The following is a 14,350-nucleotide window of genomic DNA, read 5'->3' as shown; positions in this document are numbered from 1 at the left end:
TCAAGTTGAAATCGAGGTGAGAGAATGAGTAATCTTGGATGGTATCAATGGATTACCACCGCTTCAAAGAAAGTTGGCGGTCCATTAAATCTCTTAGCAATAATTGGAGGCAGTTGTCTTGTTGTAGGTGGTACAGTGGGAAGCGTGATCACAAACAAATACAGAGACATTAAGGACAAAAAAGAGTTGAAAACTCTGGGAACATACTCCGTGAAAAAAGATGCGGAAATCAAGAAGATGAAATTGGTTTTGAAAACCGGTGATCAGATTGCCATTCTTGCAGCAGATGATGATTCGATCTTAATTGTAAAAAACGGAGATAAGGATAATCCGTATTTTGTGTCTGCTGATTTTTTGAAGGGATGTTCGGATTACAAGGGAAAGTGAGCATATTGCCCTCACCCAAACACAGTGTTATACTTAAACCATTAAAAAGAGGTTATCACCATTCCCAGAACGAAAGGCAGCAAAAACCGTCCCAAAACCAATACCGACTACGCATCCCAGATCGCGGAGAAGCAGGAGACTATTGCGTCTCTGAATACGGAAATCGCATCCATCTAGAAAGCGATTGAGGAGCAGAAGAACACACTGAAAGCGAAGAAGACTGCTCTGAAGAAGACCGAAAAAGAAGAGGCATCCCTGGAAGCTAAGAAGGCAGAAGCCGAGAGTGTGGTTAAGAGATTATTAGCCAGCGGGATGAGTGCGGACGAGATCCTCGAAAAACTGAAATAAAACCATAAAACTATAAAACACACACGACCGTGTAGGAAAGGAAAGAATTAAATGGAAGAAATCGTAAAGTTCTTAAAAGAGGCTGAAACATATTATTTGGCAACGGTCGAAGGCGACCAGCCGAAAGTGCGTCCGTTTGGCACAGCACATATTTTTGAAGGAAAGCTGTACATCCAGACTGGCAAGAAGAAGGATGTTTCTAAGCAGCTGCATGCCAATCCGAAAGCAGAGTTGTGTGCATTCAAAGGCGGCGAGTGGATTCGTGTTTCCGGGGAACTGGTAGAAGATGACCGCATTGAGGCGAGAGAATCTATGTTGGATGCTTATCCGGCACTGAAGAAGATGTATGCCGCAGATGATGGCAACACTGAGGTCTTCTACTTCAAGAATGGTGTGGCTACCATTAGTTCTTTCACCCATGAGCCGAAAGTGATCAAGTTTTGATGATATGCCGTGTGGACAAAACTGAACTCCAGGAGTTCACACGGTATTTTTTGAAGGTTGTCGTATAGTTTATAACGAAAATAAAAGAAGAACAAAACAAATGGAGCGTGAGAAAATGAACTTATCAAAAATACATCATATTGCAATCATCGTATCTGACTACGAAGTTGCTAAGGATTTCTATGTGAACAAGCTGGGATTCTCTGTTATCAGAGAGAACTACCGTCCAGAGCGTAAGGACTGGAAGCTAGATCTTCGTGTCAATGAGCACACAGAACTGGAGATTTTTGCAGAAGAAAACCCGCCGAAGCGTGTGAACCGCCCGGAGGCCTGTGGGCTGCGTCACCTTGCGTTCTGTGTGGAGAGCGTGGAGCAGACAGTGAATGAGTTAGCAGAGGTAGGAATTGAATGTGAGCCAATTCGTGTGGATGATTACACCGGCAAGAAGATGACTTTCTTCCATGACCCGGACGGACTGCCGTTGGAGCTGCATGAGTAAAATGAAGAAAACAAGAAAACCAGGCGGTGGCCGGAAGAAGTTGAAGCCAGAGTACGATGCCGGGAAAAATCTGAAAGAGCAGATGGAAAGTGCTGTGGCACTTTATGATTCTGAGATGTCCTTGCAGGCCATCGGAGATGAGTTGGGATTAAATCCCATCAAGGTACGGAAGCTGCTCATCACGGCAGGTGTGTATGAATCAGAAGTGGCGGAAAAAGTAAAAAACACTTTTGAAGAATACCGAGAAACACAGGACTACAAAACCTCCATGAATACCAGAAGACACGACACAGCGATCATCCGAAAGCGTATTATAAGGACTTTGACGGTGTTCTTGTGACTGATGGCCTGGAACAGTATCATAAGCTGGAGCGGGATCTTGCTGGTGTGAAGAATGCGAATTGCATGGCTCACGCAAGGCGCCACTTCGCAAATGCGATTAAGGAAATTGGAAAAAGTAATCCAGAAGCGGTCGAGGCGTCTGTTGCGTATAAAGCACTGGTACGAATTGGTGCCATTTATGACCTGGAAGGAGCTTTAAAGGAACTGACTCCAGAAGAACGCTTAAATGAGCGGCAGGCTTCCATCAAGCCTCTGGTTGAAGAATTTTTTGCCTGGCTCCGAAAGATACAGGCGGACCGGTCGGTGCTTCCAAAGAGTGAAACAGCCAAAGGCATCAACTATTGCCTGAATCAGGAAGCATATCTGAAAGTATTCCTGTCAGATGGAGAAGTACCGATTGATAACCTGGCCAGCAAACGTGCGCTGAGAACTTTCACGATTGGCCGTAAAAACTGGATGACCATCAATACGGTACGAGGAGCTGATGCCAGTGCAATCATTTACAGTGTTACGGAGACCGCCCGGGCGAATGGCCTGAATGTCTACTATTACATGAAACATTTGTTGACAGAGCTGACACAGGTTGTTCGTGCCGATGGAAGTATAGATGAAAAAGATTTGGAACCACTCATGCCGTGGTCAAAAGACCTTCCGGCCGAGTGTTACAAGCGCCGCAAATAAGCGGCGCTGTATTTGGCGTGGAGCGAAGAATTTGACCTTTACGCAAAAACCAGACAACCGTGCTTATATTACGAACGAAATAAGCACAATCGTCTGGTGGTAAGGCATAAAAATCCCCCAGTCGTACACAACTGGGGGAGAAAGAAGGTGGCCCGGAGCTCATCTTCCCGGCTTCGGACCTCGCAAGGTTACCGAAACCTGATCACTGTTGAAAGTATAGCCGATGTAGTAGTGCTAGTCAAGCAGAAAGAAAACTTAGGCAGTCTTTTTAGAATTGCAATAGTCATAGAGATTCAGAAGATAGTCGGGGCTTTCTCTCCAAATTCCGGTATCATAGTCGAAAAGTGTTTCATATACCTTTGAATTTGTGAAGCGTAACAGTGCATCTTCATAGGAAATAGTATCACGCAAAGCGAGTTCTTTGATCGTATCGCGCATGAGACTGACAGCACAGCTTTCTTTCTGCGTATCTGTGAAGTTATAGTTTGACATCTCCATAGCGGTCACTCCTTATATATTCAAGATGATTAACGGCGTCCTGCGTGCGAAAACAGAATTGGTCTTTTAGGCGATTGGGAAGAAGTTTTTCAATAGCTATTTTGTCTGCTTTCGGTGTGCCGGGGATACCAAAGTCAACGCCACCGATATACTGCTGTAAGGTGTGGGCTGTTTGGTCATCTGCAATTTTTCCACCGATGATGTCGATGGTGCCGTATTTTTTCAAAAGTTGTGGGAACAAATCCTTTTTTCGGTTTGCTGCTACAAAATGAAGCCATTCAACAGAGGCTCCTTGGAAACAGTAAGCTAATATGTTGGGATCGTAGTGGAATTTGTAAACAGATATCTGTCCGTCTTCTGGGTTGAAATCTTTTGGAACTGTACCAATACGCATCGCTTTCCTAACCGAAAGCTGAACGTAATTGTACGCTTGCTCGTAGGAAGATGTAAGATAAAAACCTCGGCCAAAATCGAGTCCACCAAAGCAGCGATTCAGGTCAATCGCCGGGATACCAATGTAGCTACCGTGGTACAGAAGCATCCCATCCTGCAATTCAATCATACGGATACACCTCGATTCTTTAACAAGGTTTCAACATCGTGAAGAACACAGGCGTAACCGTTTAGATGAAGGATGTCATAGCATTCAGAAATAAATCCAAGAATGTCGTATTTCTTAAAAAGTTCAGCGCAATCGCTGGGAGACATTTTCCACTTGGACTGAGCCATGCGGAAAACCCAGCACTGCATATCGGCAATGTCAATATTATATTCACTCATAGAGAGTACCTCCTTTGAGTACAATTTCTCAATTTAAGTATAGCTCTTTTTCTGCCGCTTAGCAATGACAGAATTGTAAATTTCAGATTATTTTATGCCTGTCTGCCCCGTGCAGATGGGCTTTTTTCATGCCTGCGAGGAGGTGGTTACGCAAATGGCATCCAGAATCCAGGGCATCACCGTTGATTATTCCGGGGCTCTTTGAGCCACCTGTCCGGACTTTGAGGGCCACCATTCCGGAGAATGAGAGCCATTTATTCCGGTATCTCTACACAGTACTACTTTATATGCCGGACTACAAAAATGAGCCCGCAGGTATAGAAAAGCTGTTACCGTGGGACGACTTTATAAAGGAACGCTGCAGTGGATTGATTGATGTTGAAAATCAAACACCTGAACACCATGAACCACTGCCTGTTTAAGGCGAAGGATACCAAGGGGGCAGTGGGCAATACGGTGGATTATTCATCGCTTACCGTTGCTTAACTTACTGACATTGGTTCACGGATAGGCACTTTTGGAACCGAAAGTGCCGTAAGAAAACGTGGTGGCAGCAGGAATTCACCATATTTAAATGCGAAGCCACGGCAAATTCCGTTACTGGGAACGTATGCGTGAACAGTAACGGTACTCAATTTTGGGGATTGCCTATAAGCAGTAGAAAACGGTATAATTGAGGAAGGCAGTTGGGTATAAGGGGTACAAGTGGTGTAGATGAAAAATATTGTGAAGACGGAAAGAGGGGCTGTTGCATGCTTGTGAGTTAGTGATTTATGGGTATCATGATAAAACAAAAACAATAATTGGAGAACCTCATTGGAATTTTGGAAAATATTGTTAGATGATATAAAAGAACCGGTTTCGTACCTTCCCATGGGAGTCGGAGCGGCGATTATGATGCTTTTGTTATTGCGGCTGGTTGCCGGGGAGAAGGCATGGAAGCGACCGCAGGTGTATTATTATTTTTTATTGGGGGTATATGAAACGGTTGTGTGGATTCAGGCGTTTTTTTCGCGGGAGTCGGGTTCCAGAACGGGGATTGACTGGCAGCTGTTTGAGACATGGGGCAGAACCTGGCAGTCCAGGGCATATATGGTTGAGAATGTGATTATGTTTCTTCCGCTTGGAGTTTTGCTGCCGTTGGCAGAAAGGCGGTGTGCCAAATGGTGGAAGATGCTTTTGATCAGTATGCTGTTGTCGATGATGATCGAGGGGATGCAGCTTGTGACAGAAAGAGGATATTGCCAGCTGGACGATGTAGTTATGAATACATTGGGCGGTTGTCTGGGATATGGGGTGATGCGGATAATCGATGCGGTGCATCGCCGTTTGCATCATTCATAGAGGGCTGCGGTATTCATTTCAAGATTATGGCAAATTCATATCTTTGGGGAAGGCAACACGAGAACAACGGCAGTGTTCTTCATTAAATATTTAAGGACACTTGGGTTTTCTGCAACTAATGATATTTTTGCGGAAAATGCGTGGTATTTCCGAAATGCACTTGTTCGTGCAAACTATACGAACCTGCAAAAAGGTATTCACGAAACAACAGAGTATCTGGAAGCGTTTCTCAGAAATCTGCTTTTGAACGAGAAAAATGAGCTTCATAATCGAAATCTTCATATAAGTGGACTTTTGAACGAAGAAAAAGTGGACATTGGGGACACAAAAGTGGATGTTGAGAGTGAAAAAGTGGACATTCGAGACAAAAAAGTGGATATTGAAAGTTTACTTTTCGAAAAAAGTAGTGATTTCTCGGCAAAAACGACGGTTCATATCCATAGACTTTTTGAGAAGTTTGGCTTTGATGAGGTGTTTGGAAGAAGTGCAGTTATGGAGCTTCTTGAGCTGAAAGGTTCAGGTGCTTCAAAACTTCTTTCCAATTTGGTAAAGGCAGACATTATTGAACCAGTATCCGGTCATGGAAAAGGAAAATATAAATTCAAGAAGTAGTTTAGATATTGTAGAATTTCCGCTCATCGAGTGGAAATTTTGCTTAATATGATAGAGATATTTTCCAGAAATCCGGATTTCATTATATTGGAAGATGATGCAGTTCTCACACCGCTTCTGATAGATGATGAAATATCTAGTTTGTCGGCAATCCTTTTAAATGAAGCGTATTATGAATTGCTAAAAATCGGACAAAAGATGGTTGATGGCATTCCGGTATTAAGTCCGACTTGCCTGATACCATTTAAGGCGAAAGCGTGGCTGGATTTAAAAGAACGCAAGTTAAATGGAGATCAGGTTGACAGCAAAAATATAAAGAAACATAAAAACGATGTGTTCTGATTAGCACTGTTAATCACAGCCAATGGGCTACACACTCAGCTCAAGAAGTATTGAGAATTTGCTGGCAGTCGGCTATAATGAGATCGATAACATATGCGTGCAGAGGGGGTGATGAATAGTCATCGACTGTGTGCATAAATATGATTAATTTTGGGGGTTTTATGGGGGCTGAAAGCAAAACGAGGATGACAGAGGGAAGTATCTCTAAGAAGATTATTTTATTTGCCATACCATTGTTTCTGGGGAATCTGTTTCAGCAGCTGTATAATACAGCGGATTCCCTGATTGTAGGTAATTATCTTGGCAGCAATGCGCTGGCAGCAGTCAGTTCGTCAGGAAACCTGATTTTCCTGATGGTAGGTTTTATTAACGGTATTGCCATGGGAGCAGGTGTGGTAATTGCCAGGTATTATGGGGCGAAAAACAAGGATTATCTCCAGAGAGCGATTCATACAACCACAGCCTTCGGTCTGGTGGCTGGAATCACACTGACGGCTGCGGGAATGTATCTGGCACCGAAGATTCTGGTACTGATGGGAACACCAGCAGATGTACTTCCGGAATCGATAGTATATTTTCAAACCTATTTTGCAGGTTCTCTGGGTGTAGTCATGTACAATATTTTCGTTGGAATCCTGCAGTCGGTGGGGGACGGCCGCCATCCGCTGATCTATCTGATTATTTCCTCCTGTGTGAATGTGGTGCTGGATATCTTCTTTATCGCAGGACTTGGCATGGGAGTGGGATCGGCAGCCCTGGCAACGGCTATATCCCAGTTTGTCAGCGCGATTCTCTGTATGGTGCATCTGATGCGGGTGAAGGAAGATTACCGGCTGGAGCTTAGGAAGATTCGTTTTGACAGACATATGCTGAGGCAGATTATTCAGAATGGTGTACCTTCCGGTTTCCAGAACTCAGTCATTGCCATAGCCAACGTGTTTGTACAGTCCAACATCAATGCATTCGGTAAAATGGCCATGGCAGGCTGCGGAGCTTATTCTAAGGTAGAAGGTTTTGCCTTCCTGCCGGTGACCTGCTTTACTATGGCGATAACTACCTTTGTGGGACAGAATCTTGGGGCAAAGCAGTATGACAGAGCAAAGAAAGGTGCGAAGTTCGGTATCCTCTGCTCCATCTCCATTGCAGAACTGATTGGTATCACCATATATACGGCGGCACCGGTGCTGATTGCAGCATTCAACCGTGATCCGGATGTGATACATTATGGGGTGATGCAGGCCAGAACCATTGCGTTGTTTTATTGTTTATTGGCATTTACTCACTGTATCGCGGCTGTACTCCGGGGTTCCGGCAATGCTGCCGTGCCCATGATCGTTCTGCTCTGTGTATGGTGTCTGTTCCGTGTCAGCTACATCACACTGGCAGTGCGTCTGATTCCGGATATCCGGGTCATATTCTGGGCATACCCACTGACCTGGAGCATCAGCTCCGTGATTTTCCTGTTTTTGTTTTTAAGGGGAAATTGGGTGCATGGATTTGAGAAGAGGCCGAAGAAGGGATAGGTTTTTATTATATCATATGTGAAATGGCTGTTTTGAGTGGTGGACAGCTGCTTACCGGAAATGATGCAGCTGTCAAAAAATTTCTCGCAGAATCAAGTACAAAAGGATTTCGAGACCACATGAAAGTGACAGGGAGGTAACCAGATTAATGAATTATGCAGAATGTTTAGAACTGGCAAGAGGAAAAATGGGCAATTACTGTAAGGCCTGTCCGGAATGCAACGGAAGAGCCTGCAAGAATCAGATGCCGGGTCCGGGAGCCAAAGGAATCGGAGATACGGCGATTCGGAATTATGACAAATGGAAGGAAATCCGTGTCCAGATGGATACACTGGTGGAGAAACGTCCCATCGATACCTCTCTTTCGTTGTTTGGAAAGAATTTTCAGTATCCGTTTTTTGCAGGTCCGGTGGGAGCCGTGAATATGCATTACGGCGATTCACTGAATGATGTTTCTTACAATGATATATTAGTTTCTTCCTGCGCAGAGTTTGGAATTGCTGCTTTTACAGGAGACGGAATGGACAGCAATGTGATGGTGGCAGCCACGGAAGCCATCAAAAAGGCAGGGGGACTGGGAATTCCTACAGTGAAGCCATGGAATGTGGCGATGATTCGTGAAAAGATGGCGCTTGTCAAGGATGCAGGTGCTTTCGCGGCTGCCATGGATATTGATGCGGCAGGTCTTCCATTTTTGAAAAATTTCAATCCGCCGGCCGGAAGTAAATCAGTGGAGGAACTTCGTGAGATCGTGAAGGCAGCAGGAGTCCCTTTTATTGTAAAAGGAATTATGACGGTAAAAGGAGCTTTGAAGGCTAAAGAGGCCGGTGCAGCAGCTATCGTGGTATCTAACCATGGAGGAAGAGTCCTGGACCAGTGTCCGGCAACGGCAGAGGTTCTGGAAGAAATAGCAAAGGCAGTGGACGGTTCCATGAAAATCTTCGTGGATGGCGGAATCCGTTCCGGTACCGATGTATTTAAGGCATTGGCACTGGGGGCAGATGCGGTTATCATAGCCAGACCTTTCGTCACAGCTGTCTATGGCGGAGGCCGAGAAGGGGTCGAAGCTTATATTCAGAAGATCGGAAGTGAGCTTGCAGATACCATGGCTATGTGCGGAGTATCTTCCCTTGCTGAAATCACCCGCGACTGTGTGAGAGTGTAAAAAAGTAAACTATCAAATATAGCAAAAATTAGTAGAAAGGGTGAGTGATATGCGTTTTAATCGTGTATTTGTAATCGTACTGGATTCCCTTGGAATCGGGCCCATGGCGGATTCAGCCAGATTTGATGATATCGGTGCGGATACGCTGGGGCACATCTCAGAAACAGTGGAACATCTGGATATTCCGAATCTGCAGAGATTGGGACTTGCCAATCTCAAGGCCCTTAAGCAGGTTAAGCCGGCAGAACATCCGGAAGGATATTTCATGGCGATGAATGAGGCGAGCAATGGTAAGGATACCATGACCGGTCATTGGGAGATGATGGGCATTCGGACAGATAAGCCATTTATCACATTTACAGAACATGGATTTCCCAAGGAACTGATTGACGAACTGGAAAAGCGCTGCGGCAGAAAGATAATCGGCAATAAGGCAGCCAGCGGAACGGAGATTCTGGAGGAGCTGGGTGAACAGGAAGTGAATGAAGGAAAACTGATTGTCTATACATCAGCGGATTCTGTGCTTCAGATCTGTGGCAATGAGGAAACCATGGGACTTGAGACCTTGTATCATTACTGTGAGATTGCCAGAGAACTGACTATGCGGGATGAGTGGAGAGTTGGCCGTGTTATCGCAAGACCCTATGTGGGCAAAAAGCGCGGCGAATTCAAACGGACAAGTAATCGCCATGATTATGCTTTGAAACCCACCGGACCGACGGCGCTGAATGCCCTGAAGGATGCCGGATATGATGTGATTTCTGTTGGAAAGATTAACGATATCTTTGTGGGAGAAGGGATAACAGAAAGCAATCATTCCGACAGCAGCGTGCATGGCATGCAGCAGACCATCGATATCGCAAAGCGGGATTTCAAGGGACTTTGCTTTACCAATCTGGTAGATTTTGATGCGTTATGGGGACATCGCAGAAATCCAGTGGGATACGGGGAAGAGATCGAAAAATTTGATAAAAAGCTGGGAGAGCTTCTGCCGCTGCTCCGTGAGGACGATCTGCTGATTCTGACGGCGGATCATGGAAATGATCCAACCTACAAGGGAACGGATCATACGAGAGAGCAGGTCCCGTTTATTGCGTATTCACCATCGGATACGGAAAGTGGGAAGCTTGATACCAGTGACACCTTTGCTGTCATCGGTGCGACTATTGCGGACAATTTCGGTGTCAAGATGCCGGAGGGAACCATCGGAACTTCTATTCTGGATCAGATAAAATAAATGACATTGGACTTGAAGTTAAAAACAGAAAGGCGGCGATTATATGGTTGATTATACAGAAGGAACGGGAAAACAGTACCACACAGGAATCGGTCCGGAGGATATCGGCGGATATGTCATCATGCCGGGGGACCCCAAGCGATGTAAGAAGATAGCAGAACATTTTGAGAATCCGGTGTTAGTTGCGGATAATCGTGAATATACCACATATACGGGAACCATCGATGGGGTAAAAGTCAGTGTAACGTCAACCGGCATCGGTGGTCCGTCAGCGGCTATCGCTATCGAGGAGTTATCCAAGTGCGGAGCCCATACTTTTCTGCGTGTGGGCACCTGTGGCGGTATGCAGGAGGATGTACTGGGCGGAGATATCGTAGTTGCAAGCGGAGCTATCCGCATGGAAGGAACCAGCAGAGAGTACGCTCCCATTGAGTACCCGGCTGTTCCCCATGTGGATGTTATGAATGCAATGATCCGTGCAGCGAAGAATCTGAAGTTCCGCTGTCATGCGGGCGTTGTACAGTCGAAGGATTCCTTCTTTGGTCAGCATGAGCCGGAGGTGATGCCGGTCAGCTACGAGCTTGAAAATAAGTGGCAGGCGTGGCTTCGGATGGGATGCCTGGCATCGGAGATGGAGTCAGCAGCACTGTTTATCGCAGGCAGCTTCCTTCGGGTGCGTGTAGGTGCCTGCTTTCTGGTTCTGGCTAATCAGGAGCGGGCGAAAAAAGGCCTGTCCAATGAACAGGCCCATGATACAGAGGCAGCAATCCGGACAGCGGTGGAAGCCATCCGTATCTTGATTCAGGAGGATGCGAAGAATGAATAATGAGAGGATAGAAACACTCATCGAGGAAGCATTCGCAGCACGGAAAATGGCCTATACACCCTATTCTCATTTTCAGGTGGGAGCGGCTCTGCTGACTGAAAAAGGCGGGATTTACCGTGGCTGCAATATTGAAAATGCGGCCTATACACCGACAAACTGCGCGGAACGCACTGCCTTTTTTAAGGCAGTCAGTGAGGGTGAACGCAGCTTCACAGCGATTGCAGTTGTGGGAGGCCCGGAAGGAGCTTCGGAATTTGACTGGTGTGCGCCCTGTGGCGTGTGTCGGCAGGTAATGAAAGAATTCTGCCATGAGGATGCGTTTCAGATCATTCTGGCACGTTCGGTGAAGGAATATAAGGTCTATACACTGGCGGAGCTTCTGCCGATGGGATTTGGACCGGATAATTTGCAGTAGGAATGCCGATTGCCTCATAAAGCTGGTATGCAGGTGTCAAAGACCCGCGCACTGTAATCTTACAGTTTCATTAATATAACTTAATATATTGGAACACCTTTTGACATTGCAAAAAAAACAGGGTACACTGTATGACAGGCGGGGATGGATTCACCATTTCCGCCTGTATTCAGAAGAAAAAGCGGACGCAGGTCCGATGAAAAATAGAAAAAGTGTGGGGAGTTTGGACGGATGGCTCAGAAAGAGTGGAAACGGGAAGAAATGAAACAGAATCAGGGAAGAACAGAGCAGAACCAGAGAAAAAAGGTTCAGAAAAAGACAGGGTATAGGGCAGTGCTGGCGGCCTCGATGTTTTTGATTGCTGCTTCGGCAGCCCTGTCAGCGTGCCAAAAATCACCGGCGGCTGAGACAACAGCGCAGACACAGGCGGCAGAGGAAACGGAGGGCGCGGTCAGCACGGCGCTCGGAGCGGCGGATCGGGTGCTGGAGGAGAATGGCATGCTGTACCTCAAATACCGCACGGAGATCCGTTCCCTTTCGAAGGAGACAGGCGAGATGAAGACGCTCTGCCAGTTTGACACAGGAGATGAAAACAGCACCTTCTGGGTCTACGGAGGCGGGCTGTATTTTGACCGGATACAGGCGGAGAGTGGCAGCACACAGGGCACGGAGCTTTATGGGCTGTACCGGCTGGATTTGGAGAGTGGTGTGGAAGAGCATTTAGCGGATCTGACGGATCAGCCGTCGGTGCTCTATGCGTCAAAGAACCGCCTGTATGTCAAGGGTTATAACATGAATGTCATTTATACGCTCGATGAGAATGGCAAAACAGCGGGAGAGTTGTCACCGTCAGACACGATCTACGGGGAGATTCCGGCAGGCTGCAGCGAGCTGTTTAATGGGATTCTTCCATATTATACGGAACAGTTTGGGTATATGCCGGTGCAGAATGAAACCTGCCTGGTGATTGCGGATGTGGACGGCAGCCATCCGAGGGAGATTTCGGATATTACGAATACATCGTCGGTGCTGTTTGCGAAGGACGCATTTTTTGCCCTGCTTCGGGATGGCAATGGAAATACGCAGTGTTACCGCTATGAGGTCTCTGACCCGGAGAAACGGACGCTTTTATATGAGACGGCGGAAAATATCAGCCTGGTGCAGTATCAGGACGGATATTTGTACCTGATGGAAAATCAGGCGTCCCAGATCAGCACGGGAAAGTATTCGTTTAAGCGGATTGCGGCGGATGCTAAGGCAGATGCAGCGGCAAATGCCGCCGAGGCGCAGAATGCGCTTTTTACGGTCGAGGAAGAGCCGGGCATGACGAATGATTTTTCTATGTATGGTAATTTTTATGTGACGGGAAATCAGGCATACTGCCAGCAGTTTAAGGATTACGGCGTTTATCTGGGCGAAAAAACGCTGGATGATGCGGCAGGCGGGGAAGTGACGTTGTTAGAGCCGGTTCTGTTCCAGTCTCCGATCCGGGAGCTGGGGCATGTCGAGGCGCAGTCGGAGACGTTAAAGAGTGCGGATGGAAGCCGGGAGCTGGGAAGTGTGTACGCAGAACGGCTGGTATTTGACGGAGAGGGCGATGCGGTCGAGGCGATGAACCAGACGATGCAGGAGCTGCAGGCGTCGGTTCTGTCGGCGGCGCGGACGGATTCCATGAATCTTGATACGGAGATGAGCATCGATACAGCGGAAACGGACGGATCGGAGGAAGAGGTACTTCCGCAGGAGGCGGATGCGGCGCAGCCGATCTATTCGATGGCGCTTACGATCGACGGAGATGACGCGATTACGTATCTGGATGATCATTATGTCTGCGTCCGTGCGGATGGATACGAATATACGGGCGGTGCACACGGAACGCCGTTCCGCCAGTATTTTGTCTTTGACCGGAAAACGGGGGCACGCCTGTCTTTGAGCGATGTGGTTGAGAATCCGGTGGAGGAGCTGCAGGCGAAGGTTGGTGCGGCATTCCGGGAGCTGGCGGAAAAGACAAATTTTGCCTTTGAATCACCGGAGGATCTGGAACATACGGTGACAGACGGCATCAGCTACGAATCGCCGTTTTATCTGAGCGAGACGGGCGTGGTTTTCTATTATGCGCCGTATGAGATTGCATCGTATGCGGAAGGATTCCCGGAGGTAACAATTCCGTACAGCGAGTTGGAAATGCGGATTGCGCTTAGCAAGTAGGAATTTTCTGAACTGAAAATTCCGTACGAAGTATTGAAGGCAGCAGATTTTGCCGATTTGGAATGCGAAGCATCGGCAAAATCCAGTTGCAGTTTGCACAAAGTGTGAACTGCAACAAATGCGGATTGCGCTTAAGTAGAGATCTTGAAGTTGAGAAAAAAATCGCTTATAATACTCCATAGAAAAATAGTGTCGAACGAATCTGAAAAAATGGCACAGGATGAGGAGGAAGCAGCATGAAGACAGTTGTTAAGGAAAATGCGAACGGCGGCAAAGGACAGGTAGTTGTAAAATACATTCTGGATGACAATGAGTTAAATGCAAAATGTAAGATGTTTGCCGAGGTAACGATCGCACCGGGATGTTCCCTGGGCTATCATGAGCACCACGGCGAGAGCGAGACGTATTATATCATCAAGGGACAGGGCGAGTACGATGACAATGGAACGAAACGTCCGGTTACCGTCGGCGATAAGACCTTCACGCCGGATGGCTGTGGTCATGGCATTGCCAATACCGGAGATGAAGATCTGGTCTTTATGGCATTGATCCAGCTGGATTAAGAGTGAAGAACAAAACAGAAAAAGGTAACAGTTCACAGTAACGAAAAAAGGCGTTGGCACGGGAAGTGGTTCGATGTGTCGGCGCTTTTTGCCATATATGTCCGGAAAATGCCTATATGTTTAAGCGGAAAAAATT

At 46.8% G+C, this 14,350-nt stretch carries 18 protein-coding genes; 15 read left to right on the top strand and 3 right to left on the bottom strand.

What is annotated here, in order from left to right:
- Positions 1–24 precede the first annotated feature (24 nt).
- The 5 genes from DXC57_RS03610 to DXC57_RS03585 all read left to right on the top strand — a co-directional run bounded on the left by DXC57_RS03610 (position 25) and on the right by DXC57_RS03585 (position 2,701).
- Positions 25–387 carry a hypothetical protein gene (locus DXC57_RS03610; RefSeq protein WP_147354072.1) on the top strand — a complete coding sequence of 121 codons (363 nt, stop codon included), beginning with the start codon at positions 25–27 and terminating at the stop codon, positions 385–387.
- 399 nt (positions 388–786) lie between these two features.
- Positions 787–1,179: a pyridoxamine 5'-phosphate oxidase family protein gene (locus DXC57_RS03600; RefSeq protein WP_118523544.1), complete on the top strand. Its 393-nt coding sequence runs from the start codon at positions 787–789 to the stop codon at positions 1,177–1,179.
- Positions 1,180–1,294: 115 nt separating this feature from the next.
- Positions 1,295–1,678 (top strand): VOC family protein, encoded by a 384-nt coding sequence (locus tag DXC57_RS03595; protein ID WP_118523576.1) that lies wholly within the window; start codon positions 1,295–1,297, stop codon positions 1,676–1,678.
- Position 1,679: 1 nt separating this feature from the next.
- Complete coding sequence (locus tag DXC57_RS03590; protein WP_118651180.1) at positions 1,680–2,018, top strand: hypothetical protein; 339 nt, start codon at positions 1,680–1,682, stop codon at positions 2,016–2,018.
- Positions 1,916–2,701 carry an IS66 family transposase gene (locus DXC57_RS03585; protein ID WP_243101272.1) on the top strand — a complete coding sequence of 262 codons (786 nt, stop codon included), beginning with the start codon at positions 1,916–1,918 and terminating at the stop codon, positions 2,699–2,701. The genes DXC57_RS03590 and DXC57_RS03585 overlap by 103 nt, the downstream gene beginning before the upstream one ends.
- A gap of 255 nt (positions 2,702–2,956) precedes the next feature.
- Here DXC57_RS03585 and DXC57_RS03580 read toward each other — a convergent pair whose 3' ends face one another.
- The 3 genes from DXC57_RS03580 to DXC57_RS03570 are packed head-to-tail and all read right to left on the bottom strand — an operon-like array spanning position 2,957 to position 3,979.
- Positions 2,957–3,199, bottom strand: a complete 243-nt coding sequence (locus DXC57_RS03580; protein ID WP_118651178.1) for a hypothetical protein — start codon at positions 3,197–3,199, stop codon at positions 2,957–2,959.
- Positions 3,180–3,761 carry a DUF3990 domain-containing protein gene (locus DXC57_RS03575; protein ID WP_118651176.1) on the bottom strand — a complete coding sequence of 194 codons (582 nt, stop codon included), beginning with the start codon at positions 3,759–3,761 and terminating at the stop codon, positions 3,180–3,182. Before DXC57_RS03575 ends, DXC57_RS03580 begins: the two co-directional genes overlap by 20 nt.
- Complete coding sequence (locus DXC57_RS03570; protein WP_118651174.1) at positions 3,758–3,979, bottom strand: DUF3791 domain-containing protein; 222 nt, start codon at positions 3,977–3,979, stop codon at positions 3,758–3,760. The genes DXC57_RS03575 and DXC57_RS03570 overlap by 4 nt, the downstream gene beginning before the upstream one ends.
- A gap of 816 nt (positions 3,980–4,795) precedes the next feature.
- On the opposite strand from DXC57_RS03570, the gene DXC57_RS03565 reads away from it, so the two are divergent.
- From DXC57_RS03565 to DXC57_RS03520, 10 genes are all read left to right on the top strand, one after another.
- Positions 4,796–5,323: a VanZ family protein gene (locus tag DXC57_RS03565; RefSeq protein WP_118293292.1), complete on the top strand. Its 528-nt coding sequence runs from the start codon at positions 4,796–4,798 to the stop codon at positions 5,321–5,323.
- Positions 5,324–5,395: 72 nt separating this feature from the next.
- The gene (locus DXC57_RS15625) at positions 5,396–5,935 is read left to right on the top strand and encodes a hypothetical protein (protein ID WP_347501709.1); all 540 of its coding nucleotides are present in this window, start codon (positions 5,396–5,398) and stop codon (positions 5,933–5,935) included.
- Positions 5,936–5,983: 48 nt separating this feature from the next.
- Positions 5,984–6,277 (top strand): hypothetical protein, encoded by a 294-nt coding sequence (locus DXC57_RS03555; RefSeq protein ID WP_118651172.1) that lies wholly within the window; start codon positions 5,984–5,986, stop codon positions 6,275–6,277.
- A gap of 161 nt (positions 6,278–6,438) precedes the next feature.
- Positions 6,439–7,800, top strand: coding sequence for an MATE family efflux transporter (locus DXC57_RS03550; protein WP_118570408.1), 1,362 nt, complete (start codon positions 6,439–6,441; stop codon positions 7,798–7,800).
- A 148-nt stretch (positions 7,801–7,948) separates the two neighbouring features.
- Entirely contained in the window at positions 7,949–8,965 is a 1,017-nt protein-coding gene (locus DXC57_RS03545; RefSeq protein ID WP_118651170.1) for an alpha-hydroxy-acid oxidizing protein, read from the top strand.
- 49 nt (positions 8,966–9,014) lie between these two features.
- Complete coding sequence (locus DXC57_RS03540; protein ID WP_118651168.1) at positions 9,015–10,202, top strand: phosphopentomutase; 1,188 nt, start codon at positions 9,015–9,017, stop codon at positions 10,200–10,202.
- Positions 10,203–10,245: 43 nt separating this feature from the next.
- Positions 10,246–11,028, top strand: coding sequence for a uridine phosphorylase (gene udp, locus DXC57_RS03535; RefSeq protein WP_022359925.1), 783 nt, complete (start codon positions 10,246–10,248; stop codon positions 11,026–11,028).
- Positions 11,021–11,443, top strand: coding sequence for a cytidine deaminase (gene cdd, locus DXC57_RS03530; RefSeq protein WP_118293287.1), 423 nt, complete (start codon positions 11,021–11,023; stop codon positions 11,441–11,443). The genes udp and cdd overlap by 8 nt, the downstream gene beginning before the upstream one ends.
- A gap of 231 nt (positions 11,444–11,674) precedes the next feature.
- Entirely contained in the window at positions 11,675–13,651 is a 1,977-nt protein-coding gene (locus DXC57_RS03525) for an RsiV family protein (protein ID WP_118651166.1), read from the top strand.
- A 236-nt stretch (positions 13,652–13,887) separates the two neighbouring features.
- A complete protein-coding gene (locus DXC57_RS03520) occupies positions 13,888–14,214 on the top strand; it encodes a cupin domain-containing protein (RefSeq protein ID WP_107000176.1) in 327 nt (108 codons plus the stop codon).
- Positions 14,215–14,350: the final 136 nt, after the last annotated feature.

Source organism: Clostridium sp. TF06-15AC, from assembly GCF_003481165.1.
GTDB lineage: Bacteria > Bacillota > Clostridia > Lachnospirales > Lachnospiraceae > Otoolea > Otoolea fessa.
Note: the sequence above shows the minus strand (reverse complement) of the source record. Positions and strands in the feature narration are given on the sequence as shown.

Coding starts and splice junctions, on each gene's coding strand:
- DXC57_RS03610 (WP_147354072.1), top strand. CDS start 25: ATGAGTAATCTTGGATGGTATCAATGGATTACCACCGCTTCAAAGAAA.
- DXC57_RS03600 (WP_118523544.1), top strand. CDS start 787: ATGGAAGAAATCGTAAAGTTCTTAAAAGAGGCTGAAACATATTATTTG.
- DXC57_RS03595 (WP_118523576.1), top strand. CDS start 1,295: ATGAACTTATCAAAAATACATCATATTGCAATCATCGTATCTGACTAC.
- DXC57_RS03590 (WP_118651180.1), top strand. CDS start 1,680: ATGAAGAAAACAAGAAAACCAGGCGGTGGCCGGAAGAAGTTGAAGCCA.
- DXC57_RS03580 (WP_118651178.1), bottom strand. CDS start 3,199: ATGGAGATGTCAAACTATAACTTCACAGATACGCAGAAAGAAAGCTGT.
- DXC57_RS03575 (WP_118651176.1), bottom strand. CDS start 3,761: ATGATTGAATTGCAGGATGGGATGCTTCTGTACCACGGTAGCTACATT.
- DXC57_RS03570 (WP_118651174.1), bottom strand. CDS start 3,979: ATGAGTGAATATAATATTGACATTGCCGATATGCAGTGCTGGGTTTTC.
- DXC57_RS03555 (WP_118651172.1), top strand. CDS start 5,984: ATGATAGAGATATTTTCCAGAAATCCGGATTTCATTATATTGGAAGAT.
- DXC57_RS03550 (WP_118570408.1), top strand. CDS start 6,439: ATGGGGGCTGAAAGCAAAACGAGGATGACAGAGGGAAGTATCTCTAAG.
- DXC57_RS03545 (WP_118651170.1), top strand. CDS start 7,949: ATGAATTATGCAGAATGTTTAGAACTGGCAAGAGGAAAAATGGGCAAT.
- DXC57_RS03540 (WP_118651168.1), top strand. CDS start 9,015: ATGCGTTTTAATCGTGTATTTGTAATCGTACTGGATTCCCTTGGAATC.
- udp (WP_022359925.1), top strand. CDS start 10,246: ATGGTTGATTATACAGAAGGAACGGGAAAACAGTACCACACAGGAATC.
- cdd (WP_118293287.1), top strand. CDS start 11,021: ATGAATAATGAGAGGATAGAAACACTCATCGAGGAAGCATTCGCAGCA.
- DXC57_RS03525 (WP_118651166.1), top strand. CDS start 11,675: ATGGCTCAGAAAGAGTGGAAACGGGAAGAAATGAAACAGAATCAGGGA.
- DXC57_RS03520 (WP_107000176.1), top strand. CDS start 13,888: ATGAAGACAGTTGTTAAGGAAAATGCGAACGGCGGCAAAGGACAGGTA.